General features: G+C 62.1%; 15 protein-coding genes. 6 read left to right on the forward strand and 9 right to left on the reverse strand.

Going from position 1 to position 25,552, the window contains the following annotated elements; genetic code table 11:
• Positions 1–51: 51 nt before the first annotated feature.
• The 7 genes from ABGV18_RS06995 to ABGV18_RS07025 form a co-directional block, all read right to left on the reverse strand.
• Positions 52–1,389, reverse strand: coding sequence for a hypothetical protein (locus ABGV18_RS06995; protein WP_396585415.1), 1,338 nt, complete (start codon positions 1,387–1,389; stop codon positions 52–54).
• Positions 1,390–1,442: 53 nt separating this feature from the next.
• Positions 1,443–2,297 (reverse strand): hypothetical protein, encoded by an 855-nt coding sequence (locus ABGV18_RS07000; RefSeq protein WP_396585416.1) that lies wholly within the window; start codon positions 2,295–2,297, stop codon positions 1,443–1,445.
• Complete coding sequence (locus ABGV18_RS07005) at positions 2,281–2,961, reverse strand: cysteine peptidase family C39 domain-containing protein (protein ID WP_396585417.1); 681 nt, start codon at positions 2,959–2,961, stop codon at positions 2,281–2,283. Before ABGV18_RS07005 ends, ABGV18_RS07000 begins: the two co-directional genes overlap by 17 nt.
• 219 nt (positions 2,962–3,180) lie before the next feature.
• Complete coding sequence (locus tag ABGV18_RS07010; protein ID WP_396585418.1) at positions 3,181–4,500, reverse strand: hypothetical protein; 1,320 nt, start codon at positions 4,498–4,500, stop codon at positions 3,181–3,183.
• Between the two features lie 39 nt (positions 4,501–4,539).
• Positions 4,540–5,226, reverse strand: a complete 687-nt coding sequence (locus ABGV18_RS07015; protein WP_396585419.1) for a hypothetical protein — start codon at positions 5,224–5,226, stop codon at positions 4,540–4,542.
• Positions 5,226–5,801 (reverse strand): hypothetical protein, encoded by a 576-nt coding sequence (locus tag ABGV18_RS07020; RefSeq protein ID WP_396585420.1) that lies wholly within the window; start codon positions 5,799–5,801, stop codon positions 5,226–5,228. The genes ABGV18_RS07015 and ABGV18_RS07020 overlap by 1 nt, the downstream gene beginning before the upstream one ends.
• A gap of 405 nt (positions 5,802–6,206) precedes the next feature.
• Positions 6,207–7,574 carry a sigma 54-interacting transcriptional regulator gene (locus tag ABGV18_RS07025; RefSeq protein ID WP_396585421.1) on the reverse strand — a complete coding sequence of 456 codons (1,368 nt, stop codon included), beginning with the start codon at positions 7,572–7,574 and terminating at the stop codon, positions 6,207–6,209.
• Positions 7,575–8,006: 432 nt separating this feature from the next.
• Between ABGV18_RS07025 and ABGV18_RS07030 the strand changes: the two genes are divergently transcribed.
• From ABGV18_RS07030 to ABGV18_RS07040, 3 genes are all read left to right on the forward strand, one after another.
• On the forward strand, positions 8,007–8,609 hold the full coding sequence (locus tag ABGV18_RS07030; RefSeq protein ID WP_396582834.1) for a PAS domain S-box protein: 603 nt from the start codon (positions 8,007–8,009) through the stop codon (positions 8,607–8,609).
• Entirely contained in the window at positions 8,609–11,137 is a 2,529-nt protein-coding gene (locus tag ABGV18_RS07035) for a chemotaxis protein CheB (RefSeq protein WP_396585422.1), read from the forward strand. The genes ABGV18_RS07030 and ABGV18_RS07035 overlap by 1 nt, the downstream gene beginning before the upstream one ends.
• A 221-nt stretch (positions 11,138–11,358) precedes the next feature.
• Positions 11,359–12,081 carry a helix-turn-helix domain-containing protein gene (locus ABGV18_RS07040; RefSeq protein ID WP_396585423.1) on the forward strand — a complete coding sequence of 241 codons (723 nt, stop codon included), beginning with the start codon at positions 11,359–11,361 and terminating at the stop codon, positions 12,079–12,081.
• Between the two features lie 5 nt (positions 12,082–12,086).
• Here ABGV18_RS07040 and ABGV18_RS07045 read toward each other — a convergent pair whose 3' ends face one another.
• Both ABGV18_RS07045 and ABGV18_RS07050 read right to left on the reverse strand, forming a co-directional pair.
• The gene (locus ABGV18_RS07045) at positions 12,087–13,469 is read right to left on the reverse strand and encodes a diguanylate cyclase (protein WP_396585424.1); all 1,383 of its coding nucleotides are present in this window, start codon (positions 13,467–13,469) and stop codon (positions 12,087–12,089) included.
• A gap of 683 nt (positions 13,470–14,152) precedes the next feature.
• Positions 14,153–15,487, reverse strand: a complete 1,335-nt coding sequence (locus ABGV18_RS07050) for a sigma 54-interacting transcriptional regulator (protein WP_396585425.1) — start codon at positions 15,485–15,487, stop codon at positions 14,153–14,155.
• 296 nt (positions 15,488–15,783) lie between these two features.
• On the opposite strand from ABGV18_RS07050, the gene recC reads away from it, so the two are divergent.
• From recC to recD, 3 genes are read left to right on the forward strand one after another with little or no spacing between them, the layout of a single operon-like run.
• A complete protein-coding gene (gene recC, locus ABGV18_RS07055) occupies positions 15,784–19,461 on the forward strand; it encodes an exodeoxyribonuclease V subunit gamma (RefSeq protein ID WP_396585426.1) in 3,678 nt (1,225 codons plus the stop codon).
• A complete protein-coding gene (recB, locus tag ABGV18_RS07060) occupies positions 19,458–23,300 on the forward strand; it encodes an exodeoxyribonuclease V subunit beta (RefSeq protein WP_396585427.1) in 3,843 nt (1,280 codons plus the stop codon). Before recC ends, recB begins: the two co-directional genes overlap by 4 nt.
• Positions 23,297–25,531, forward strand: coding sequence for an exodeoxyribonuclease V subunit alpha (gene recD, locus ABGV18_RS07065; protein ID WP_396585428.1), 2,235 nt, complete (start codon positions 23,297–23,299; stop codon positions 25,529–25,531). Before recB ends, recD begins: the two co-directional genes overlap by 4 nt.
• Positions 25,532–25,552: the final 21 nt, after the last annotated feature.

Genomic DNA, 25,552 nt, shown 5'->3' on the forward strand with positions numbered 1-25,552 from the left:
CGACGGAGGAAAGACCGCAGGAGCGTCGGTCGACGCCACCCTTTCGGGCGGTCAGAGCGCGTAGGGAATGCGAATACCGAGGCTGAAATCCGGGGCATCCGGCGTCAGGCCGACACCGAGGGTGGTGACCAGGGTGGTTTTCTTGCCCAGCGCGTACGTCAGACCCAGATTGAACATCGCTGAGTTGCCGTCACTGCCGACCAGGTCAACCCAGCTGTCACCGTCCGCGCGGGTACGAGCCTGTCCACTGATCTGCTGGGAGAACGACATCGACAAACTGGCGCGATCATTCAACGCAAACGCCAGACCCAGGCCCCAGTTCCAGCTGTCGCCGAGGCTGACCGTACCGGGGGTGACGGTATCAGGGTCGTTGTTGAGGTCGTCGAAATCCCGCGACAAATAATGCGTGTAGCCGAAGTTGGCGAACAGCAGGGCCGGGTCGAGCGTCTTGACCATGGATACCGAGCCACCCACGCCCCAAACCCCGTTGCCGGTTGCCTGTTCTTCGGGCACCGCAAAACGAATGAAGTCATCGCCGGGCTTCTCGATCACCCGCCAGTCGGTCCCGTAGGGCTCCTGGCCGGTGGGCGCGATCACGCTGCCGGTCAGCACCACGTCGGGTCGAGTGGCCGTTTCCGGGAACAGTCGATAACTCACGTTGACCGTGGTATCGCCGATGGCCAGATCGCTGCTCTGATCCACCTCGGCGATAGCGGCCGCTGAACCACCGGCACCGCCCTTCTGATAGGTGGTGAAACGCTGAATGAACGGTGCCGAGATGCCGATGTTCCAGCGCGGCGTCAGGCCGTATCGGGCCGCCAGCGTGTACTTGAAGGTATCGGAGGCGACATTGTCGACCGCGATATTGCCAAGAAAGATCGCATCCAGGGCGAGAAAGCCGTTGAGCGTCAACTGCGTGCGATCGTAACGGCTGTATTCCATACCCGCCTCGAGAACAAATGGCCGATCGAAGGCCACGTGTTCCTGCTGCATGAAGTCATCGACACTACGACGGGTGGCCTCTCGCTTGTCCTCGGCGGTTGGCGCCGTGCGTGCTGTTTCTCCGTCCCCGTTCTCGCTGACCGGGGCCTGTGCCGCACTTTGGGGCGCCTGCGCGTCGAGATCACCTTCCGGCGAAACTCCGGCCTCTGACAGACGAGTCTGCGCGGCCATCAACCGGGCATCGATCTCGCGCAATCGCCGCACTTCGTCGACGTAGCGTTGTTTGAGCTCGTCCAGCTCGGAGCGCAGTTGTTGAACGTTATCTGCCTCGTTGGCCGCCCAGGTCATCGGCGCCAACCCCAGGGACACACAAACCGTTAGCGTCGACAATCCCACCGGGACGCGACTCATCAAGCGCCCCGCTCCTACCTTCTTCGGTACTTCCATTGACCCGTCTCCTTGGGAAATTACCCTCGATTGCAAGTCGTTATCAATACAAATCAAATGCCGCCGCGCAATGTGGCCAGCGACTGTCCTACCTGACGTTGCAGGCTTTCACGATTGTTCATTTGGCTTGGATCGATGCCGACCGTCAGGCGCAGCTGATTATTGACCACCTGGTGGTCACCTGCCAACTGGATCGACTGAGTGGCATTACCGGACTGGAAGCCCTGAAAGACACGGGAGTTGCCCAGTTGCATGGTTACACCCGCCTGTCGTCCGCCGTCGGACAGCCCGGAAGTCACCACGGCGCCCCCTTGCTGGGTTTCCACGTTGGAACCGCCGCTCGACGCCGTGCCACCGCGATGCGGCTCGATGCTCACGTCAAAGTGATTCGCGGCACGGTTATCGTTACCCGCCACCTGGATTTGCTGGCGAACACCGCGCGTGTCGTCGGTATTGTTTCCCGCAACCGTATGCGTGCCCGAGGTGGCCACGCTCGGCGAGCCCTCGATCGTCACCGTAGGCGCGAAAGTGATCGTGGGTCGGCCCCCGGCCCGATCGATGCCAACCGTCAGTGCGCCGGACATGGTGCCGCTCGAGGTCTGCCACTGCGTGATCATCTCGACGCCGAAATACATGACGCGGTTGTCGGCAGCGACGAATCGTCCGCGCATCTCGGCCAGTTCCGGATTGGTCAATGACACGATGTAGGGATTGGCGGCAAGCACCTTTCCGCTGATCAACAATCCGGCAACGGCCACGCCGATCGCAACGCCCCCGACCAACAACGCCTTGGTCGGCAGACCGGGCACGTGCCGGTCGTGATCGTGAATCGATGGAATGCTGTTCAAACGCTTGCTATTCATGATATTTGCCCTCAAAGAGCCGTCGACCTCAGAACAGGTCGGCATGCTTAAAACCGAAATCGAGCAGGTCGGCCGTGGGCACCAATCCCGATCGACGATGCAGCTCGCCGCTATCGGGAATGCCGGAGTCCTCCAGCAGCACCGTCTGTCGATCGAACCCGGGCCCGATCACCGCAAACACGGTTTGCGACGGCCAGGCCTCGATGAATTCTTCCGTCGTGTAACGCTTGTTGCCCAGGGCCGGGTCGGCGACGTGAACGTAGCCATTGGCGGCGCTCTTGAGCACGACAAAGTGCTGGTACCCGTTGATGTCCATCAAAACGATCGTGGGGACGCTGATTCGGCCCAGACGAGCAAGATCGATCTCGTAGCCGCGTCCGCGATAGCCGAGTTCAGCCAGGTAATGCTTCATCTCGAGCAGGGAAAAGCCGCGCGTGCGCACCTGCTCGTGATCGGAAACACCCCACATCCCGGCGAGCACCGTCGCCTCGTCCAGGTTCAGGCCGTAGGCGTGCTTCAACAGGGTGGCGAGTGCCGCCGCCCCGCAGGAGAAATCGAATTGCTGACGCACGACGTTGCGATAGCGCCGCTCCAGCATGCTTTCCACCGGCTTTTCCATCACTTGGCCATGCGGCAGGATCCCGGCAAACTGAACATCGGCCGCCTGGACCGGCAAGGCAGCCATCGCGGTCATCAAGCCGGCGGTCATCACGCCGGTTACCGCCAACAGCCCTTTAGACGCGCGATGCGTCCGAGCGGGACCGGGGATAGAGGATGTGATGGACGGTGCCTGCAAGGTGATGCTCCCTGGAAATTCAAAGGTGTTGCTGTGGTCTGTCGTCTTTCCGGACGGCACCGATCGAGTGTTGCCGTCTGGAAAGACGGGGCGCTTGCGCGCCCCGTCGACCGATGGGTTATCGGTTATTAATTACTGCTCGCCGCCGCCGTTGCCAGCGCTACCGCCGACGCAGGTATTGCAAGCCACGGCCATTGAGAGCGAGTTGCTCTGCAGGTTGCCGGTGCCCGAAGCAACGTTCACGCCGATGTTGCCCGAAGCGTTGGAGAACGCGCTGTCTGACAGGAAGGCGTTGTTCTCGGCGTTGACGACCACGTAGCGAGTGGTAGCCACTTCGCCGCTAACACCTGCCAGATCGATGGTGCCGCGTTCACGGAAGCCGATGCTGCCGTTGGCTTCCATGTCAGAGGCGCCAAAGGCCAAAGCCCCGCCGTCGTCGTTCAGGTCGGAACCGCCCTGGGTGGCCGTGTCGAGGTCGAAGTGACCATCAGCATCGCCGTTCGGGTGCGGAGCGTCGTCCCACTGGTCCGGGTAGACATCGCCGATCTGGTCCATCGAGCCGGTGATGTCAGCGCTCATCTGGCCGCTGCCGCTACCGGTGTAAGTGCCGGTACCTGACAGGGTGACTGCCGTGGTCTCGGTGTACTCAGCAACACGACCTTCGTTACGGATGTTGTTGTCGTACGACTCCTGGTTGCTGTTCAGGGAGGCACTAGCCATGCGAGCCGTGGAAACGGACGCGGCCATGGTGTTCTTCTGAGCGTTACCGGTGCCGGAAGCGACGTTGACGCCGATGTTGCCCGAGGCATTGGCAAACGCGCTTTGCTGGACGTTAGCGCCGTTGATGACACCTTCGTTCATCGTCTCGTTGTCGGTGTTGGTCTGGGCAACATTCACTTCAGAGTAGGATTCGCCAAAGACGAAACCGGCGTCTACAGCGGCGAGCGCTGCAGCGTTGTCCTGCACGTTGGTATCACCAGCGGCGACGTTCATGCCGATGTTGCCCGAAGCGCCATTGCCGACGTTGTCGCTGATGAACGCGTCGTTGGTTACGCCGAGGTTATCGACCGTGTTCCCTTGGTTGATCTGACGGTCGTTGGCTGTGGCACCGGCCGAGGCGTTGATGGCGATGTCACGCAACACGCGATCGACCCGCTCCATCTCGTTATGGGTCTTGTTGACCGCGACGTTCTTCTCGACATCAACGTTCTTATCAACATCGATGTTCTTGTCAATGTTGATGTCGTGGTCGACGGCAACGTCGGTGTTCACATCGGTGTTGATGTTCTTGTCAACATCGATGGAAACGTCACGGTCGATGTCCTGCTCGTACTGATCGCCGTAATCGTTGTTGACGTAGTCGACGTAGTCGCCGCCCATCGCCATGGCTGGGCCGGAAATTACCGCTGCAACGGCGGAAGCGACCAATGTCATCTTGAGTTGCGTTTTCATATCATTTACCTTCTTGTTGGGGTTACTTCGATCATGATCTCAGGGTCGTTGGCCGGAAAACGAGAAGTGATTGCCTGTCACGTTTCGGCTTCCCGACACCTGATTGATTTGGAGTACCCCTCCGAATCCGTTAAAGGCGGTGTCCGAGACAACCGCGCTATACCGTCCCGAAGAGTCCTCCCCCGACTGCCCGTCCTGGGCGGCCGAATTCGACGCCTGCACCGTGTTCACCGGTCCAAGCGTACGAATCTCTTTGAATCCCTTGCCTGCTGGGGCAAGGGCCATTGAATTGATCTGGGCATTGCCGTCACCGGCGACCTGATTGACACCCAAGGCGCCATGTCCGCGGGAAAATGCCTGCTCATCGATAACTGTCTGCGCGTTCATGAACGCGGGTATCACCAAGCCCGGGTTGTCGATACGTTGCGCGGCCTGGATCGTGCCGTTCAGAGCCCGTAGGTTGGCCTGCAGGTTCGCGGAACCCGCCGCCGCATTCACCGCCACGTTGCCGGTCGCCCCTTGGGCGAAGCGCTCTCCAATGTGGTTGTTATTGAGTACGCCCATCATCCAGCTGTAATCGTCAGAGTCCGAGGGAGCGTCGTCAGCACGCGCATCGCCGGCGTAGATCATCTGGGCGGTCATCGCCAGGGCGAACAGGCCGAACGCCACCAAGGCGAATCGAACCAGGCGTGTGAAGTCGATCATCTGCTTGTTTTGCGTAGCCATCAGCGTTGCCCTCCCATCAGACCTGAGCTGGACAAGGCACCGGTCACCGTCGAGCCGATCGATCCGGTCGCCGAGCCGATCGCACCACCCGCAGCGGAGGGCGCGGAATCGCTACGGTGCGTCGAGCCACCCATTTGTTGCTGGGTGATCGAGGAAATCGTTGCGCCAAGGCCGGTGGGGACGACAGGACTACTGTTTGCCCCGGCGGCTACCTGGCCGTAACCATTGGACGAAATTTCCAAATTAGAAAAACCTTGGTCCAGTTCCGATTTCGGACTGGCATCGATCAACAAGGCTTTCCCGGGCTGCTTGGAGCGCACTGCCGGGCGGGCCGGTACGGCCCGTAGCATGACGATCTCGCCCGGCTTGGCCTCGACGGCAGAACGGGACCCAGCGGCAAACGCGTTGCCTGATATCATCAGTGCGACCAGCGCACCGGTAGTAGCCAGCACCAGCGTGAGCGGGATCTTGACGTCGTGCGGGAAGCGTCGCTCCTGCGTCCCTTGACCGCCGTTGGCGATCATCCGGGTCGTTTCCGTCAAGGTGGTTTTCTGTTTGCCAATCGCGTTGTTCATGATCTGGCTCCGTGGAATGTGTCGGGGAGCGGTGCCCCCATGGCCAACAGGGTTGCAAGAGCTGGGCCAATAAAAAGACTGTTTGATAAACAGATGGTTAAGTGACGCTGATGGTGTGATGAGGCCGAAGTGTCGCGGCATTGATACACCGCATAAGGCGGCAGATGGCGAATACGCGCTTGTGGCGCATTTCCGTGATTTCCCACGTGTTTCAGTTTCGATACACCGCGTTCGTGGTGTACGAAGGCGTACCAGAATGGCAAGGCGCTGAATCGCACCCGCAAGCGCGATCGACGGAAAAATGCAGGGGAAATGGAGAGCGATTGCAGCGATGCAACGCTGAGGATCAGGCGGATTTGAGCCGGCCCAAGGGGACATGGACCCGGCTCATTGCGTAACCAGGGATTAGTCGACTGACAGACCGTGTTTACGGATCAGTCGATGCAGGGTGCAGCGGGAGACATCGAGCAGCCGGGCGGCCTCGGTCACGTTGTTCCCCGCCTGGGCGGTCGCCTGGGCAATGACGCTCCGCTCGGCAAGATCCCGAGCACGCGCTAGCGAAGGAACGTCGGGTTCGTCTTCGTGATAGGACTTGATCTCGGGTAACGACACCGTACTGCTATCTGCCAGGACGATGCCGCGACGCAGCCGGTTCATCAGTTCGCGAATGTTGCCCGGCCAGGCATAGGTACGCATCGCCGCTTCGGTCGCCGGACTCAAGCGCTTTCGCACCACCCCGAGCTCATTGCAAAAACGCTCCAGGTAGAACTGAGCCAGCTCGAGCACGTCGCTACCACGATCGGCCAATGGCGGCATGTCCAGGGGCAATACGTCGAGCCGGAAAAGCAGATCCTCACGGAACGTGCCATCGAGCACCGCATGGGTCAGGTCGATGTGCGTGGCGGCGATGATGCGGACATCAACCGTCACCGTGGTCTCGCCGCCAACGCGCTGGATCTCGCCCTGTTGGAGAAAGCGCAGCAGGTTGACCTGCACGTCCATCGGCAGATCGCCGATCTCGTCGAGAAACAGGGTGCCGCCCTGCGCCTGTTCCACCCAGCCGATTCGTCGCTTGGCCGCACCGGTAAACGCGCCCTTCTCGTGGCCGAACAGCTCGGACTGAATCAGGTTGGGGCTCAGCGTGCCGCAGTTGACCGCGACGAATGGCTTGTCGGCTCGTTCGGATTGCCGATGAATCGAGCGGGCGGCAAGCTCCTTGCCGGTACCGGTGGGACCGGTGATCAGCACCGGCAGGTTGTTGCCGGCATAGCGGTGTACCTTTCGTCGCACCGACTGTATGGCCTCGCTATGGCCGATGATTTCGTTGCTGCCGCCCCCAGGACCGCTGGCGTCGACACTCGCGACATGCAAGTCCGCTATCCGCGCCATGGTCCAGGCGTGCCCGATCGAAAAGGTCAATCGGGTGGGTTCGATCGGGGCAAAGCAGAAATCGAAGAAGTAGGCGTGCAGGAAACTGGCGTAGTCGGGGTTGTCGGCCTGCGGCTTTTCGATGATCGCCACCAGTTGCAGGCAAGGGAACTGCCGGCGGAAGGCAGGCAGCCAGCTCATCGCCGACTGCATGCCGCCGCGAAGATCGATCAACGCCACCCGAACGCAATCGCTCTTGATTTGCCGGCGCAACTGATCCGGGTCTTCGACGCCGACAACTTGCCAGAAGAACGGCTTGGCGATCTGCCGAACCTCGTCGATCCCTTCCTGGCCACGCAAACTGAAGATCGGCAAGCGCCGGAACATGCAACTGTCGTCATTCATCGCTGCGGTTTTCCTCGGAACATCCATATTCGGAACATCCGTATATCGAGCGCCCGGCCGTCCGATGACTTCATCGCAACTCGCTCCGGTCGAGCCCTCTGCTACAACATTTATAGTGGAAATACGTTCAACTCCTCGCTTTCCGGTAACACAATCTGTTGTGATCGCTGACACTCGGTCGTTCGATCCGAACCTGAACCCAGGCAAGGCGAATCTTTTTCAGAAACCCAGTGTCTTACTGCAGGTTGGGGCCTGGCTCGGATATCGTCTGTTCGCTAACGCACACAACGTTGGTCTGTTAGCAATTCCAGCCGACGCTTTATCGTGGGTGCCTCGAGGGGGAGTAGACTTGGATGATGTGACCCAGGCGAGACCCCACCTGGCGCCGACTTCGAGAGGCACTCTGGAACGCGCGTCTGTCAAGGAGACAATATGACCAACAAGCACGGTGACCCGAATGCCGAAAACCATGAGCTACTGCGCCAAAGTGCCCGGAACCTCATTGAACAGGGTGTGGCACCGCGTAGCAGCGGCGGCAAACTCACCGTGGATGCTCTGCGGGTGCTGTTCGAGCGTGCCAGAGATCCGGAATCCGCTGCCGACGCCCTCAAGCTGCTCCATGAGCTGCAAACCTATCAGGTCGAACTAGATCTGCTGTACGAGCAGCTTCAAGCCAACGAGCACGAGCTCAGCGAGGAACTCGCTCGATACCGCTCGCTCTACGAACAGGCGCCTGCCGCCTATCTGATCGTGGCCAACGACGGTGAGATTATTGAAGGCAACGAGGCCGCAGGCGTGCTTTTCGGCAGCCTAGCCACGGATCTTGCGGACAAAGCCCTCGGCGCACTGCTGGCACCGGGGCAGGAAGGCGCTATCAATGCCCTTCTCAGTAATCTGGGGAAACAGGGCCCAGCGAATGCGACGTTTGAACTTGCCGATCGCCGGCAGGTAACGATCAGCGCACGGTCTGCATCTACCGGTGACCGTGTCCTGCTGATACTCACTGAAGCCACGACTCACTCCGCGACGTCCTGATGTATATCGTTGGCATTGGCGCCTCCGCGGGTGGCTTGGCGTCGTTCGAAGCCTTTTTCGACAACACGCCCCGCGACACGGGCATGGCATTTCTGGTCGTCCAGCACGTCGACCCGACCCAGGAATCGCTGTTGCCGGAGCTCCTGCAGCGCCATACCGAGATGCCGGTGCATGAAGCCCACCAGGACATGCCCATACACGCGGATTCGGTCTACGTCATCCCCCCAAATCGGGAGTTGAGGGTATTCAATCAGACCCTGAAGCTGAAGGAGCCAGAGGAGATCCGGGGGCTGCGCCTGCCCATCAATGTGCTGTTTTCATCGCTGGCCAGCGCCCACAACGAAAGGGCCATTGCCGTCGTGCTCTCGGGCATGGGGTCTGATGGCACTCTGGGTCTGCAGGCCATCAAGGCCACGGGCGGGCTAACGGTGGTGCAAACGCCCGATTCAGCGCAGTTCGACGCCATGCCGAAAAGTGCCATAAAGGCAGATTGTGCCGATATTGTGGCGCCTCCAGATGAAATGCCGGCTCGCATTCTGGAGTATGTCCGGCGGGTGCTTGAGCCGGGTGAGAGCCCTGGTCGTGATCACCAATCCCCCGAGTCCATGACGCGACTGGCCCCCCTCCTCAGCGTGCTGCAACAGCATACCCGGCATGACTTTTCTCACTACAAACCCTCGTCCCTCAACCGACGGATCGAGCGCCGCATGGCGATCCATCGGATTTCGGATCTGTCCGATTACACCCACTTCCTGGCCGATAACAAACAGGAAGTACAGATGTTGTTCCGGGAACTGCTGATCGGCGTTACCGAGTTTTTCCGGGATCCTGACACCTGGGATTATTTAATCAAAGATGTCCTGCCAGACCTGATCGCCAACCAACCACCGGAACAAACCCTACGAGCCTGGGTGGTGGGTTGCTCGACCGGGGAAGAGGCTTATTCCCTGGCCATGGCATTCACCGAGGCACTGGGACGGGCTAAACCCGCGCGCAAGCCGAACCTCCAGATTTTCGCCTCCGACATCAGCCCGGACGCAATTACCGTGGCGCGCCGGGGACAGTACCCACACAGTATTGAAAAATCCGTGTCCAAGAGCCGACTGGCGCGCTTTTTCATCAAAAACGACGACCATTACCAGATACGGCCGTCAATACGCGAAAAGATCTTGTTTACGCCGCACGATGTCATTCTTGACCCACCATTCACCCGGCTGGACATTATTACCTGCCGCAACCTGCTGATTTATTTCGACGCGACGCTGCAGCGGCAGATACTTCCCTTGTTCCACTACAGCCTTCGCCCCAACGGATTGCTGATGCTGGGCACGTCGGAAACCATCGGCCGGACGACGCATCTGTTCGAACCAATCAAGCCTAGGATGCGACTTTACCGATACAAACCCTGTTCATCCGTCTGCCATGCTGACATCCTGCTCAAAGCTTTCCCGCCAATGTCCAACTTGCACAAGACACGCCACATGCCATCCAACGCGAATCCCTCGCAGGAGACTACCAACACCCTTCAGTCCGCCGCGGACCATGTGCTCCTGCAGTCCTATGCCCCCGCCGCCGTAGTCGTCAATGATGATGCTGATATCGTGTATATCAGTGGGCGCACCGGTAAGTATCTGGAGCCCGCGGCCGGCAAAGCCAACTGGAACATTCATGCCATGGCCCGTGACGGTCTGCGTGAAGCGCTATATACCGCCTTGCAGCAGACCTCGGACCAATCGGAACCGCTCGAGCTTACCGCGGTGCCGGTAAAGACCGACGCCGGCACCCAGGCCGTGGATGTGACCATCCAGGCCCTCAGTGAACCCGATGTCCTGAAAGACATGACCATGGTCGTGTTCCGCGATACCAACACACCGACTGTGTCGAGCCGCCGAAAACCGGCCGGGGGCGCCGAATCGGATCGCGCGGCCGAGAGCCTGAGGTATCAGAAGGTCATTGAAAGCCTGCAACAGCAGGCAAAATCCACGCGGGAAGAATTGCAGGCGTCCAACGAGCAGCTTCAGTCCGCCAACGAAGAACTACAGTCCGCCAACGAAGAGCTGACGACTTCCAAGGAAGAAATGCAGTCGATGAACGAGGAACTGCAGACCGTTAATACCGAGTTGCAAACCAAACTCGACGACCTGGCACTCGCTCAGAGTGACATGCAGAACGTGCTCAACAGCATCGAAATCGCGGTTCTCTTCTTGGATAAGGACCTGAACGTAAGGCGTTACGCCGAGCAGGCCACAGAAATTATCAACCTGCGCAAAAGCGACATCGGCCGCCCGCTCAGCGACCTGACTTCCAGCCTGCGTTACCCGGAACTGGAGGAGGACGCCCGCAAGACCCTCGACAGCCTCACGATCATCGAAAAGGAGATCACCACCAACGATGATCGCTGGTATTCGGTCAAAATCCGACCCTACCGCAGGCAGGATGATGTGATCGACGGCGTGGTCATCACCTTGGTCGACATTACCGAAACAAAGAAATTGGAATCCTCGTTACGGGAAACACCTCAGACCTAATGCTTGTGCTGCCGAATGCCTTTAAAAGTGGATCACTGGAGCGAACGTCTGCATGGGAGAATAAAAGATTTAATTTGGTGTTTGCGGGAATATTAGAACGACCCGGATCCGATTCCTGGGGGCGCTTCGCGCAGATTTGTCCGCAGCACCTCGGATCAACAAGCCCGTCGTAGTCTGATACGTTTTCAACCAGCATTTTTATCGCCATCAAGACGGTGTCTATGATCAGCACATCACCCTTCTACGAGCAGAACCTGCTGTTGGCCACCCTGCCCGACAGTGCCAAAGCGCGGATTTTCCCGCACCTCAAACTGGTCGAAATGCACCTCGGCGATTCGATTCACGAATCGGATCAGTCGATAGAGTTTCTGTATTTCCCGACCAACTGCATCATTTCGCTGCTTTACGTGATGCTTGACGGCTCCTCCGCCGAAATCTCGGTCGTGGGAAATGAGGGTATGGAGGGCATTTCCGTGTTGATGGGTGGCGACAGCACCCCCAACCGCACGGTCGTACAAAGCGAAGGATTCGCTTACCGGCTGCCGTCATCGGTACTCAAGGCTGAGTTCGACAATGATGCCGACGTACGGCTGTTGATGTTGCGGTTCGCCCAGGTGCTGATTACCCAGATGTCCCAGACGGCCGTCTGTAATCGCCATCACTCGATCGATAAGCAGTTGTGCCGCTGGTTGCTGTTATCGCTCGACCGCCTCCAAGGCAACCAGTTGAACATGACGCAGGAACTTATCGCCAAGATGCTGGGTGTCCGCCGCGAGGGTGTCACCGAAGCCGCAAGCAAACTGCAGAACCTGGGGATTATCGAATACCACCGCGGGCGCATCACCGTGCTGGACCGACCAAGGCTGGAAGAACATAGCTGCGAATGTTACGCCGTGGTCAAGCGTGAAACCGACCGCCTGATCTCTAGTCACTACCGGTATTGAGTCGGTCATTGGTGGCTTGCACCCCTTGGCAGTGCGCGCACTGCAGCCGGCTTCTTGTTCAATAATTTAGTGTGGTACATGGCCTTATCCGACTTTTTCAGGAGTTCATCGGCGGTCGCCCCATCGTCGGGATACACGCCCACCCCGATACTAATCTGGAGTTGAACCTCGTAGCCATTGATTACCATCGGGACATTAGCGGTTTCGCGTATCTTGTTAGTAACGGCGACGGCCTGACCCGGCTGGTCGATCTCCCCTAACAACACCACGAACTCATCGCCTCCATAACGGCAGACCGTATCCGTTGTCCTCACGCTATTTTTCAGTTTTAGTGCCAAATCAACCAGCAGGCGGTCACCGCCGTCATGGCCGAGCCAGTCGTTGATCGTCTTGAAATTATCAATATCAATGAACAGCAGGCCCATCTGTTTGTCGTGCCGCCTTGCCAGTTCCAGAGATTGCTTGAATCGCTCGAAAAAGGCGTTGCGATTGTAGAGGCTGGTAAGGGCATCATGCCGCGCCAGGTACTCCATCCGAGTCGTGGCTTCTCGGGAAAAACGCGCGTCATGGAACACGATCACCGCGCCGGTAACCACACCATAGCGGTTACGTATCGGTGCTGCCGAATCCTCGATTGCCACCTCCGAGCCGTCTTGGGCCACCAACAGGGCGTTTGCTTCCAGAGCGACAATACTGTTGGACTGAATGGCACGCCGGGCGGGATCGGCTACCCGCTTTTGGCCGTCAGCACCCACGACGTGGAAAACGTCACTCAAGGGCCGTCCGACGGCGTCCTTGCAGCTAAATCCGGTCAATTCCTCCGCCACGACGTTCATATAGACGACGCGGCCGTCAATATCGGTACTCAATACCGCATCGCCGATGGAATTCAGGGCCACCTGCGCCCGGTCCTTTTCCTCGGATAATTGCTCCTCAGCCTTTATCCTCGCCTCCTCATGCGCCTTGTAGACGCTTATGTCTTCTATCGTGTGCACGTACCCGAGATCGGGGAGCTTCTCGTTCAGCAGGGCCGCGTTGCGGCGAGTCCAGATAACCTCGCCGGTCGGACTCTGCATACGCGTCTCGAACATGAATGGCTCCAGCTCCGCCAACGCGGCAATCCAGTGATGGAACGCTTCCTGCTGATCGTGCGGGTGAATCACCGCACTCCAGAGCGAGCCAAGGATCTCCTCCTCGGACCATCCACAGAGTTTCTGGTAGGCCTTGTTGCTGTAAAGGCATTTGCCATCCCGATCGGTCACCAGAATACCCATCGGCAATGCATCACCCAAAGGGATGCTATTACTTTGAGCCACATAGGATTTCGTATCGTCCGCGAATGGAAGAAAGGCGCGAGAATGCGACATAACCTGATCCTTGTTTTTCATAATAAGCTCGACAACTCGACTCTCTCGATCGCCCATTCGCTTGCCATCGCTGGCACTCGGTTGCTCAATCCGATCCCGATCCCGGGATTCGAACATTGTTTTCAAACCGGGCAGCGCCCCCATTGAGGAGCGCTGATTGGCGTTCCGTGGGCCGGATCGGGCAGTCAACGTGGTCGTCGGACGGGTCGATGTTCCACCGACTGGATACCGCCCGTCGAGATGATGACCTGTATGTAGACATGATCCGGCTCTCAACGTGGATGGGAGCGTCGTGCCCCACGGCTGACACCTGAGCAAAAGCGGGGCCAAGTATTGGATAGGCGAAGAATCAGCTAGTTAGCCACGGTCTGTGACTGAACCGACAGCAAGTGTTGAATTGTTGATACACCCGGCAACGGGTCGTATAGCGGCCCAGCGATCAAGGCGTGGTTTGTGACATTGGGCCTGTCGCAGTATTGATACAGCAGGAAGGTTGAAAGCCGGACTTGTCGCATCCGCAATGCAACGTAAACGTCACCACAGCCCGCTCGCAACGGCATCGGCCCACACCAAGGGCACGGTGTCGCATCTGGGTGACAGCGGGGGCGAAGAGAGGTGTTCGAGAATGGTGAGACAGGCGGGAAAGACGCGCGGGACTGGGCGACCCGCAACCCGCGTACGGCGTATGCCGTACGGCCAATCGATCAGTCGATCGACATCCCGTGTTTACGGATCAGACGGTGCAGGGTGCAGCGGGAGACGTCGAGCAGCCGGGCGGCTTCGGTCACGTTGTTTCCCGCTCGAGCGATCGCCTCGGCGATGACTCTCCGCTCGGCAAGATCCCGAGCACGCGCTAGCGAGGGCACGTCGGAGCCATCGTCGTTATAGGATTTGATCTCGGGTAAGGACACGGTATCGCCCTCCGCCAGTACGATGCCGCGACGCAGCCGGTTCATCAGTTCGCGGATATTGCCCGGCCAGGCATAGGTACGCATCGCCGCTTCGGTCGCCGGACTCAAACGCTTTCGCACCACCCCGAGTTCATTGCAAAAACGCTCCAGGTAGAACTGAGCCAGCTCGAGCACGTCGCTACCACGATCGGCCAATGGCGGCATGTCCAGGGGCAATACGTCGAGCCGGAAAAGCAGGTCCTCACGGAACGTGCCATCGAGCACCGCACGGGTCAGGTCGATGTGCGTGGCGGCGATGATGCGGACATCAACCGTCACCGTGGTCTCGCCGCCAACGCGCTGGATCTCGCCCTGTTGGAGAAAACGCAGCAGGTTGACCTGCACGTCCATCGGCAGATCGCCGATCTCGTCGAGAAACAGGGTGCCGCCCTGCGCCTGTTCCACCCAGCCGATTCGTCGCTTGGCCGCACCGGTAAACGCGCCCTTCTCGTGGCCGAACAGCTCGGACTGAATCAGGTTGGGGCTCAGCGTGCCGCAGTTGACCGCGACGAACGGCTTGTCGGCTCGTTCGGATTGCCGATGAATCGAGCGGGCGGCGACTTCCTTTCCGGTCCCGGTAGGGCCGGTAATCAGCACTGGCAGATCATTGCCGGCATAACGGTGTACGTGTCGGCGGATCGCCTGCATGGCCTCGCTTTGTCCGATCAGTTCGTTCGTTACAACATTGCCAAGATCGAAGCCGAATCCGTTCGCGGTATGCAAGTCAGCGACCCGCGCCATGGTCCAGGCGTGCCCGATCGAAAAGGTCAATCGGGTGGGTTCGATCGGGGCAAAGCAGAAATCGAAGAAGTAGGCGTGCAGGAAACTGGCGTTCTCGGGGTTGTCGGCCTGCGGCTTTTCGATGATCGCCACCAGTTGCAGGCAAGGGAACTGCCGGCGGAAGGCAGGCAGCCAGCTCATCGCCGACTGCATGCCGCCGCGAAGGTCGATCAGCGCCACCCAGACGCTCTCGCTCTTGATTTGCCGGCGCAACTGATCCGGCTCCTCGACACCGACGATCTCCCAGAAGAACGGCTCGGCGAGTCGCCGCACCTCGTCGATCGCGTCCTGCCCGCGTAAGCTGAGCATCGGCAAACGTCGGAAATTGCAAAACTCGTCATTTGTTGCAGCGGTTTTCATCGGTACATCCATACGCCGATCTCCCGTCTTGAACTATTGTCGCCCGATTCCCGAGCGATATAGTCAACATAGCGCAACAGTCTAATCATATGCGTTTTTGTTTCGATTTGCGTACCTTCGCTCATCCGAGGCACGGCCAGAGACAAAGTGTCGGCCAGTGACACGACAAGGACTGTCGCGTTTTCCCCACAGCATTCCATCCCATACACTTTCCCGACCAGACACTAACCGGAAGACATGACGTCTTGACTCATTCCTCGGACGCCCACGCCCCGATCATCCCCGGCTTTATCGTGTTGCAGGGCAACCGCCTCGAAGGTCTTCGGGATCTGCTGGTCCAATGGCTGGAGCGGGCGCCGCTCGCCCCGTTGGAAGACGAACGCATCCTGGTGCAGAGCAACGGCATGGCGCAGTGGCTGCGGTTGGCCCTGGGACGATCGCGCCGGGATGGCGACCATGGGGATGGCCGTGGGGATGGCCATGGGGGTGGATTGGGTGTCGCCACCGCCATGGACCTGCTGCTCCCCGCCCGGCTCCAGTGGCAGTGCTACCGGGCCGTGTTGGGCCGCAAGGCCGTCCCCCCCGAGGCCCCCCTGGACAAGCCACGTCTGACCTGGCGACTGTTGCGGCTGCTCAATGACCTGGAAAGTGATCCGGCCTTCGAGACCCTGTCGCACTACATTGCCGGTGACGAACACCGCGCCTACCAGCTTGCCGCTCGGCTGGCCGACCAGTTCGACCAATACCAGGTCTACCGCGCCGACTGGCTCGAGCGCTGGGCCAACGACGAGGCCACCTTGCCCGGTCCGTTGGGAGAAGCCCCGACCGTGCCCGCCGGTGCCAGTTGGCAGCCGGCCCTGTGGCGCGCGATTCTCGATGATCTCAGCACTCATCCCCCACAAACCGACGAGGGCAACATTCCAACCGGGTTTGCCGGCCGGGCGCTGGTACACCGCGCGTTTCTCGACCAGGCGGCCCGCCTGCCCGAACGCCCGGCGGAGCTGCCGCGCCGCATTGTGGTCTTCGGCGTTTCCGCCCTGCCCCCGCAGGTGCTCGAGGTGCTGGGCGCGATCTCCCGCTGGACCCAGGTGATCTTCTGCCTGCAAAACCCCTGCAAGCACTACTGGGGCGACATCGTCGAGGACCGGCACCTGTTCAAGGCCGCCTACCGGCGGATCACCGAACGCAAGATCGACGCGACCCTCGATGATCACGCCCTGCATCAGCATGCCCACCCCCTATTGGCCTCCTGGGGCAAGCAGGGCCGTGACCTGGTGCGCCTGGTCGACGAGTTCGATCAGGCGCCCGAGCGGGAGCAGGGCAGCGAGGCGCTCAATATTGATCTGTTCGACGAACCGCAGCCCGTGCACCTACTCGGCCGGATTCAGGCCGACCTGCTCGACCTGCGCCCGATGAACGAAATCGAGGCCGAGGCACGCCGAATCGACCCCGCCGATGCCTCGCTGCGATTCACCATCGCCCACAGCCCGCTGCGTGAAGTGGAGATCCTGCAGGATCAACTGCTGGCGGCATTCGACGCCGAGCCGTCGCTGCGCCCGCGTGACGTGATCGTGATGGTGCCGGACATGGCCGACTACGCCGCGGCGATCAGCGCGGTATTCGGGCGCATCGATCGCAACGACCCACGTCACCTGCCCTTCGCCATCTCCGATCGCCCCGAGCGCGAGACGCACCCGATGCTCCGCGCGCTGGACACGCTGGTGCATCTGCCCGAGGCACGCCTGACGGCCAGCGAGGTGATGGACCTGCTCGAGGTGGATGCATTACGGGCGCGGTTCGGCATTGCCGCCGACGATGTCGCGCTGTTGCGTCACTGGATCGAGACCGCGGGCATTCGCTGGGGACTCGACGGCGATCACCGCCCCGATTTCGGCCTGCCGGCGGGCATCGAACAGAACAGCTGGCGTTTCGGCCTCGAGCGGCTGCTGTACGGCTATCTGGCCGGCGCGGAAGACGATTGGGAAGGCATCGTGCCGGTCGGCGGGATGGACGGCATGAGCGCCGCGGTGATCGGGCCGCTGTACTCGCTGGTCGACGCACTCGGGCGCTGGCGCCATATTCTCGGGGAAAGCCACTCCCCCCAGGGCTGGGCGGCCTGCTTCGAGGAGCTGGTCGATACGTTCTTTGCCCCCGACGCCATCCCACCGAACGAGGACGAGACCAACCCGCTGGCCGCACGCGAGTCGGCGGCCAGTCTGCGCGACCGTGTGCTAGACGCCACGACCGGTTGGCTCGAGGACTGCCGCTCGGCGGCCTTCGATCAGCCGATCGGTATCGAGACGGCTCGCAGTGCCTGGCTCGATCGCCTGGACGAGCACCGCCTCAACCAACGATTCCTGGTCGGTGCGGTGAATTTCGCCACGCTCATGCCCATGCGCGCCATCCCGTTTCGCCAGGTCTACCTGCTCGGGATGAGCGACGAGGCCTATCCGCGCCGCCAGCCGGCAGCGGACTTCGACCTGATGAGCGGGCGTTACCGTCCGGGCGACCGCTCCCGGCGCGAGGACGACCGCTACCTGTTCCTCGAGGCCCTGCTTTCGGCCCGCGACCGGCTGTGGATCAGCTGGGTGGGCCGCGATATCCGCGACAATCACGAGCGACCGGCATCGGTGCTAGTCAACCAGCTGCGCGACCACATCGACCGCGGCTGGTCGGTCGCCGGTCAGGACCATGCCCAGGGTGATGGCCCGAATGATGGCCCGGGTGATGGCCCGGGTGGTGGCCCGGGTGATGGGAAGGCATCCCAGGCACTGACGACCGAGCATCCGCTGCAGGCCTTCAGTCGGGACTACTTCGCCCCGGAGCACCCCGAGCTGTTCAGTTACGCCACCGAATGGCACCAGGTTCACGATGCCCTCGAGCCCAGCCTGGCCAACTCACCCCTGACCGAAAGCGACGAGTCGCCTCCGCCCTCGCTTGCCGATCTCGCCCAACTACTGAAAAAACCCTGGCGCGTCTATCTCGGCCGCCATCTCGACGTCCCGCCGCGCCGGCAGATCAGCCTGCCGGAGGACGACGAGCCATTTGCACTCGATGCACTGGGTGAATCGCAACTCAGTGCGCAATTGCTCGATCGGGTGGTCACTCGCCTGACTCGCGAGCCGGTGGAAACACTGACGCCCGAACTCCTCGAGCAACGCCTGCCCGAGTGGATCGACGACGCCTTGCAGCGCATCGCCGGTAGCGGGCAATTACCCCTGCCACCCTTCGATGAGCCGCTGCGCCGCGAGCATGGCGAGGCCGTCAGTCGCCAACTCCAGACCTGGGCGGCCTTTCAGACCCGTTACCCCGAGACCCTGGCGGGGTTCCATCCGGCCGAGCACCTTTCGGGAAGTGGCGACGAAGTGCTGACCGGCGAGATCAACGATATCCGTCTCGGTGACGATGGCGCGGTCCGCCTGAAGCTCGTTCCGGGCGCCTTGCACAAGGGCAAGGAGCTGAAATGGCATCGCCTGGTCGGCGAATGGCCCTACCACCTGGCCGCCCAGCTCTCGGGCCGGCCGGTGACCACCTTCCTGATCAGCGAGTCGGACGCGCACCGAGAAGCGCTCAGCGAACGGCCGGTCGCCATGCAACCGCTCGCCCCGGAGGCCGCCCGCGCCCACTTGCTGGCATTGATCGCCTGTTGGCACCGCGCCAGCCGCGAGCCATTGCCGGCCGAGCCGCGCACCCAGATCGCCTGGCTGACGGCCAAGGACGATTTCAAACGCCGGAGTTCGGCCCGGGCGGCCTTCGAAGGCAGCGCCCAGTACGATGCCGACCTGACGCGATTGTGGCCCGATTTCAACACTCTCGCGGCCCAACCGGATTTCGACGGGCTCGCCCAATCGATCTATCTGCCGTTGGCAAAGACCACCCGCGGCGAGCATCAAAAAGGTCTGCTGACCGAGGGAGAGGCATGAACCAACTCGACCCGATCACCTTCCCCCTGCGGGGCAGCCGCCTGATCGAGGCCAGCGCCGGCACCGGCAAGACCTTCACCATCTCGTTGCTCTACCTGCGACTGGTCCTGGGTCATCGTGGCCCCGACCAGCGGGACGCCCGGCCACTGACCCCACCGGAAATCCTGGTCAGCACCTTCACCGAGGCGGCGGTTGCCGATCTGCGCGACCGGATTCGCAGCCGCCTGCAACAAGCCGCCTGGTTGTTCGCCGGCAGCCGCATACCGACAAACGTTGACAATCCGTTGGCACAAATCGACACCCCGCTGCGCAACCTATATGAGGAGTTCAGCGAGACGGAACGCGTCCAGGGGGCCTTCCTACTGCAACGCGCCGCCGAGTGGATGGACGAGGCGGCGATCTTCACCATCCACGGTTTCTGCCAGCGTATGCTGCGCGAGCATGCCTTTCACAGTGGCGCCCTGTTCGAGCAGGAACTGATCACCGACCTCGATCCGTTAATCGGTGACGCCATCCGGGACTTCTGGCGCACCCACGGCTACCCGTTGGCACAAACCGACCAGCGCCTCGCCCAGCAGTTCGCAAGGCTCGTGGAAACGCCGGGCAAGCTCAAGTCCCAGGTCCGGGATTTGATCAAACGCGACGGCAGCCCGCTCGCGATCGGTGATGTGACGGCCGCTTCCTCCGCCGACCTGCCCGCCCCGGCCGACTTGCTCGGCCGACTGGCCGGCGATCAGAAACGCGCCGAGGCGGCCGAGGACCGTGCCCGCCAGGCGTGGCAGGCCGATGTCGGGGCGCTGCATGCGCTCTGGAATGCCGCGCGCGACGGATTGAACAAGACGAGCCACCCCGAGAAGGAAACGGCCGAGGAACTTGAAGCATGGCTGGGCCAAATCGATGCCTGGGCCGCCGGCGAGGGAACACTCAGTGACACCGATCGCCGGAAGCTCGCCGCGCCGAAGACGAAAAAGGGCCACGAACCGCCAACGCACCCGGCACTGGATGCGATCGCCGATTGGAAGCAAGCGCTGGAAGGACTCGACCGGCAAACCAAGGAAATCAAACCCCTGATCCAGGGCTTCGCCGCCCTGTGGATCCGGGAGCGCATCGCGGACCTGCTAGCCGCCCGCCGGGCCATGGGCTTCGACGACATGCTGATCCAGATGCGCGAGGCGGTCGATTCGAGCCGCAACCCGAACGCCCGGGGCATGATCGAGGCGGTGCGCGCCCAGTATCCGGTGGCCCTGATCGACGAGTTCCAGGACACCGACCCGCTGCAGTACGCGATCTTCTCGGCTATCTACCCACTGGGCGAGGCGCCACCGGAGTCGGACGAGCATGCCATTGTGCTGATCGGCGACCCCAAGCAGGCGATCTACAGCTTTCGCGGCGCCGATATCCACAGCTACCTCACCGCCCGTCGGGCGACCGAGGGACGACACGCCAGCCTGCCCTGCAACTTCCGCTCGACCGAGGCGCTGGTCGGGGCCGTCAACCACCTGTTTGCCATTGCCGATCAACATCCCGATGGGGCGTTTCGCTTCCCGGCCCAAGGCAAGGGCAAGGGCGAGGGCGAAGACGAGGGCGAGCGATCGCCGCTGCCCTTCGAGTCGGTCCAGGCCAAGGGACGCGACAGTCGCCTGATCGACGAACGCCGTGACGGCGAGGTGCCGGCACTGACGCTGTGGACGTCGCCGCTTGAGGAACAATGGACCAGCGGTATCTTTCGCGAGCAACTGGCGGTTCGCGCGGCCGGCGAGATCGCCGCGATGCTCAACGCCGGTCAGGCCGGTACCTGCGGTTTTCAGACCGATGACGGACCACGTCAGGGCATCGAGCCACGCGATATTGCCGTGCTGGTTCGAAAGCAGGACGAAGGCAAGTTGATGCGCCGGGTGCTGGCGGACTTCGGCGTGCCGGCGGTATTCCTGTCCGAGCGCTCATCGGTATTCGACTCGGCCGAGGCCGCCGACATGCTGATCTGGCTGGAGGCACTGGCCGAGCCGTCCCGCAGCGATCGGATTCGCCAGGCGGTCGCCACGGCCAGCATGGCCCTGCCGCTGGACGAGCTGGAGGCATATCTTCGCGACGAAACGCGCTTTGACGCCATCTGCCAGCGGTTTCACGAATGGCACCAGACATGGCAATCGCAGGGGGTACTCGCCGCGGTCATGGGCCTGTTGCACCACTTCGCCATCCCCGCCCGACTGCTGGAGGCGGACGAGCGCCAGAATCACCGCGGCGAACGCCGTCTGACCAACCTGCTGCACCTGGCCGAATGGCTGCAACAGACGGATCAGGACGTCGACGGCGAGACAGCCCTGATCCATCGGCTGCACCTGGCCGTGACCGAGGGCGCGGCCGAGCAGGAGATCCGCCTGGAGCAGGACAGCGCCATGGTGCGGATCGTGACCATCCACGGCTCCAAGGGCCTGCAGTATCCGGTCGTCTTCCTGCCGTTTATCGCCCTGCTGGGCACCGAGAAAACCAAGGCCGGCGACCCGACCCGGCGCCATCGAGACGACGGGACGGTCTGGGAGCTGGCACCCGACAAGGAGGCGACCGAGTGCGCGGCACAGGACTCGATTGCCGAAAACATCCGTCTGTTCTACGTCGCGATGACCCGCGCCGAGCACGCCTGTGTGCTCGGGGCCGGGCCGGTCAAGTTCGGCAACGCCAAGGCATTCAATCCCGGCAAGAGTGCCTTCGGTCAGTTTCTCGGCTTCCAGCCGGATGAGACCTGTGAACGCCCCGCCTATCTCGACCGGCTGGCCCGGTGGGCCGAGCATCCGGCCATCCAGATCGAGGCGGTGCCCGAGCCCCGCGATCCGGTCAGCCACCGTTTCACCCCGCCACCGGAGCCAGAACTCCTCGGGCCACGCCAACCGCATTTCGGCGCCTTCGAGCCGTGGTGGATCTCGAGTTTCTCCGCGCTCACCGCCTCGGTCGGTCACGCGACCCCGCTGCCCGCCCCGGAGGCCGCGCGCGATGAAGTCCGCCTCGAGACGCAGAATGTTCCAGATAACACCTGGGCCGACACCGCGCCGGCATCCCGGCCCGCCCCCACGCCGGAAGGCATCCATGCCCTGCCACGCGGCGCACAGATCGGCACCCTGCTGCATGACCTGATCGAGGCGATTGCCGACCAGGGCTTTACCCAATGCGCCGGTCGCCCCGAGAAGGTCCGTCGTTTGCTGGCCCACACCCCCCATCCGGGCCTGCGCCAGCTCGACGAGGATCAGGTCGAGGTGATCGCCGTGTTACTCGACACCCTGCTCGCGACACGTTGGCAGATGCCCGGCCCCGGAGAGGAACTGGCACTCGCCGAGCCGTCGCGTTACCAGGCGGAAATGGAGTTCTGGTTCGCGGTGGAAGGCGCCGACCTCGGGTCGCTCGACCGCCTGGTCCGCGAACACGTCGCCCCGGGCCGGGATCGACCCTCGCTCTCCGGTCAGGCCATCAACGGCATGCTCAAGGGCTTTATCGATCTGACCGTCGAGCATGAAGGGCGCTATTACCTGATCGACTGGAAATCCAACTGGCTGGGATCCGACCAAGAGGCCTATACCCCCGAGGCACTGAAAGACGCCGTCCTCGCGTCGCGTTACGACCTGCAGTTCGTGCTCTATCTCGTTGCCCTGCATCGGCATTTGTCCGACCGCTTGCCCGATTACGACTACGACTGCCATGTCGGTGGTGCCGCCTACGTCTTCCTCCGCGGCATCCGGTCGGCCACCGATGCGCCCAACAATGCGGGCGTCTATACCTGTCGCCCGCCCCGGGAACTGATCGAAGCACTCGATACTCTCTTTACCGGTAACGAGGAGGCGGTGGCATGAGCCAACACCCTGCCCTGACCGATCACGCCGCACTACGGCGCCTGCTCGATCGCTGGGTCGCCGCCGGCTGGTTGCGACCTATCGACCGTGCGGTCGCCGATTTCCTCGCCCATCGCGCGCCCGAGGCCGCCCCGCTGGCCCAGCTGGCCGCGGTACTGGCCAGCCACCAGGGGGGCAGCGGCCATGTCTGCCTGGATCTGGCGGCGGTGCGGGAGAACCCCGACTTCACGCTCCGCATGCCGCCGGCGGAGCCCACGGGGAAAGCCCGCCGGGAGACCGACACCCCGGCCGCCGTGCTGGCCGGTATCGACCTGGCGGATTGGCAACGGGCATTGGCCGAGCATCCGGCGGTCCGCACCCTGCGGTGGCAGGAGGATGACGAGGACCACGAGGGAAAGCCTCTGATACTGGTGGAGGCCGATCGGCCACAGCTCTACTTGCATCGGTACTGGCAGGTGGAAGGCCGCGTGGCCGAGGGGCTCGCCAAACGCGGCGCGGTGCCCCCCCCTTCCCCACAAAGCATGCGCCCGGTACTCGACGCCCTCTATCCCGGCAGCAACGATACCGATGCGACCGACTGGCAGAAGGTCGCCTGTGCGCTGGCGGCACACCAGCCGTTCTCGATCATCACCGGCGGACCGGGCACCGGCAAGACCACCACGGTGGTGCGGCTGCTGGCGACGCTGACCTCGCTGCACCTGGGCGGCGAAAACGGCTCTGCCCTGCCGCGGATTGCCCTGTGCGCACCGACCGGCAAGGCCGCCGCGCGTTTGGCCGAATCCATCGGCGAGAAGGTGCGCGAAATCGCCGCCATCCGCGCCGACGGTTTTGATGCGGAGCACTGGCCGGCCGTGTCCGCTCACCTGCCCGATGAGGTGCAGACCATTCACCGCTTGATCGGCACCCGCCCGCTGGCGGAAAAACCTCGGCATCACCGGGACAACCCGCTCGATCTCGACATCGTCGTGGTCGACGAGGCCTCGATGGTGGGCATGGAGTTGATGGGGCAACTGGTCGAGGCCCTGCCCGCGCGGTGTCGTCTGGTGATGCTGGGTGACAAGGACCAGCTCGCCTCGGTCGAGGCCGGCGCCGTGCTCGGCGAGCTTTGCCACCACGCCGATAGCGCGGATTACCCCGCCGCACTGCGCGACTACCTCCAGGCGACCAGCGGCCAGCCGGTCCCGAACCAGACCTCGGACGACGCGGCGCACGCGGGCCATGCCGATCCGGTCCAGGCCAATTCGATCCAGGCCGATCCAGTCCAGGCACACATCGCCACGCTACGCGTCTCGCATCGCTTCTCCGGAGACAGCGCGATCGGCGCCCTGGCGCGTGCCGTGAATCGGGGTGATCTCGCGGGTGCGACCGATGTACTGGGGGCTCCCGATGATGATCAGGCCTCCAGCGAGGTCGACTGGTTGCTCGACCACCCCGGCGCGAATCACTCCGATCGATTCGTCGCACGGATGGTCGAGGAGTTGCGCCCTTGGCTGTCGATCATTACCGCGCAATCTGACGGCTTCGACCCGGATTCACCCCAGGACGAGGCGATGGTGGTCGAGCTGTTCCGCCGCCATAACGACTTCCAGCTTCTCTGTGCGCTGCGCCGCGGCGTGTCCGGGGTCGAGGGGCTCAATGCCCGGGTCCAGGATTGGCTTTCACGAGAGGGCCTGTTGCCCGCCGCCGAGCAGATCGGGCGATCGACTGCCTGGTACCCAGGGCGTCCGGTGATCGTGACCCGCAATGACGCACAGTTGAATCTCGCCAATGGCGACATGGGGCTGACGCTGCCGACCCGCCTGGAAAACGGGGACGTTGGCCTGCGCGTCGTGTTTCCGGCCGGACCCGCTACGGCCCGGGCCACCGGCCGGCCCGGACGTCGCTTCCACTGGGTCAGCCCCACGCGCCTGTCCGAGGTCGAGACGGCATTTGCCCTGACCGTTCACAAGTCGCAGGGCTCGGAATTCACTCGGGTGGCCATGGTCATGCCCGAACGCAGCAACCCGATCCTTACCCGTGAACTGCTCTACACGGCAATTACCCGCGCGAAACAACGGTTCACCCTGATCTCGCCGATTCGAGCAGGCGACGAGCCCGACCGACAGGCCCGGGCCGTGCTCAAAAGCGCGGTGACCAGCGTCACCCGCCGCTCTGGCAACCTTCAACGGCGACTGGTCCAGCGTCTGAGCGCCTCCGGCAGTGACGACAGGGAGTGGCGCCAAAGCGGATGAGCCATTACGCTAGCCCAACAC

Source organism: Guyparkeria halopsychrophila (assembly GCF_044582135.1).
Classification (GTDB): domain Bacteria; phylum Pseudomonadota; class Gammaproteobacteria; order Halothiobacillales; family Halothiobacillaceae; genus Guyparkeria.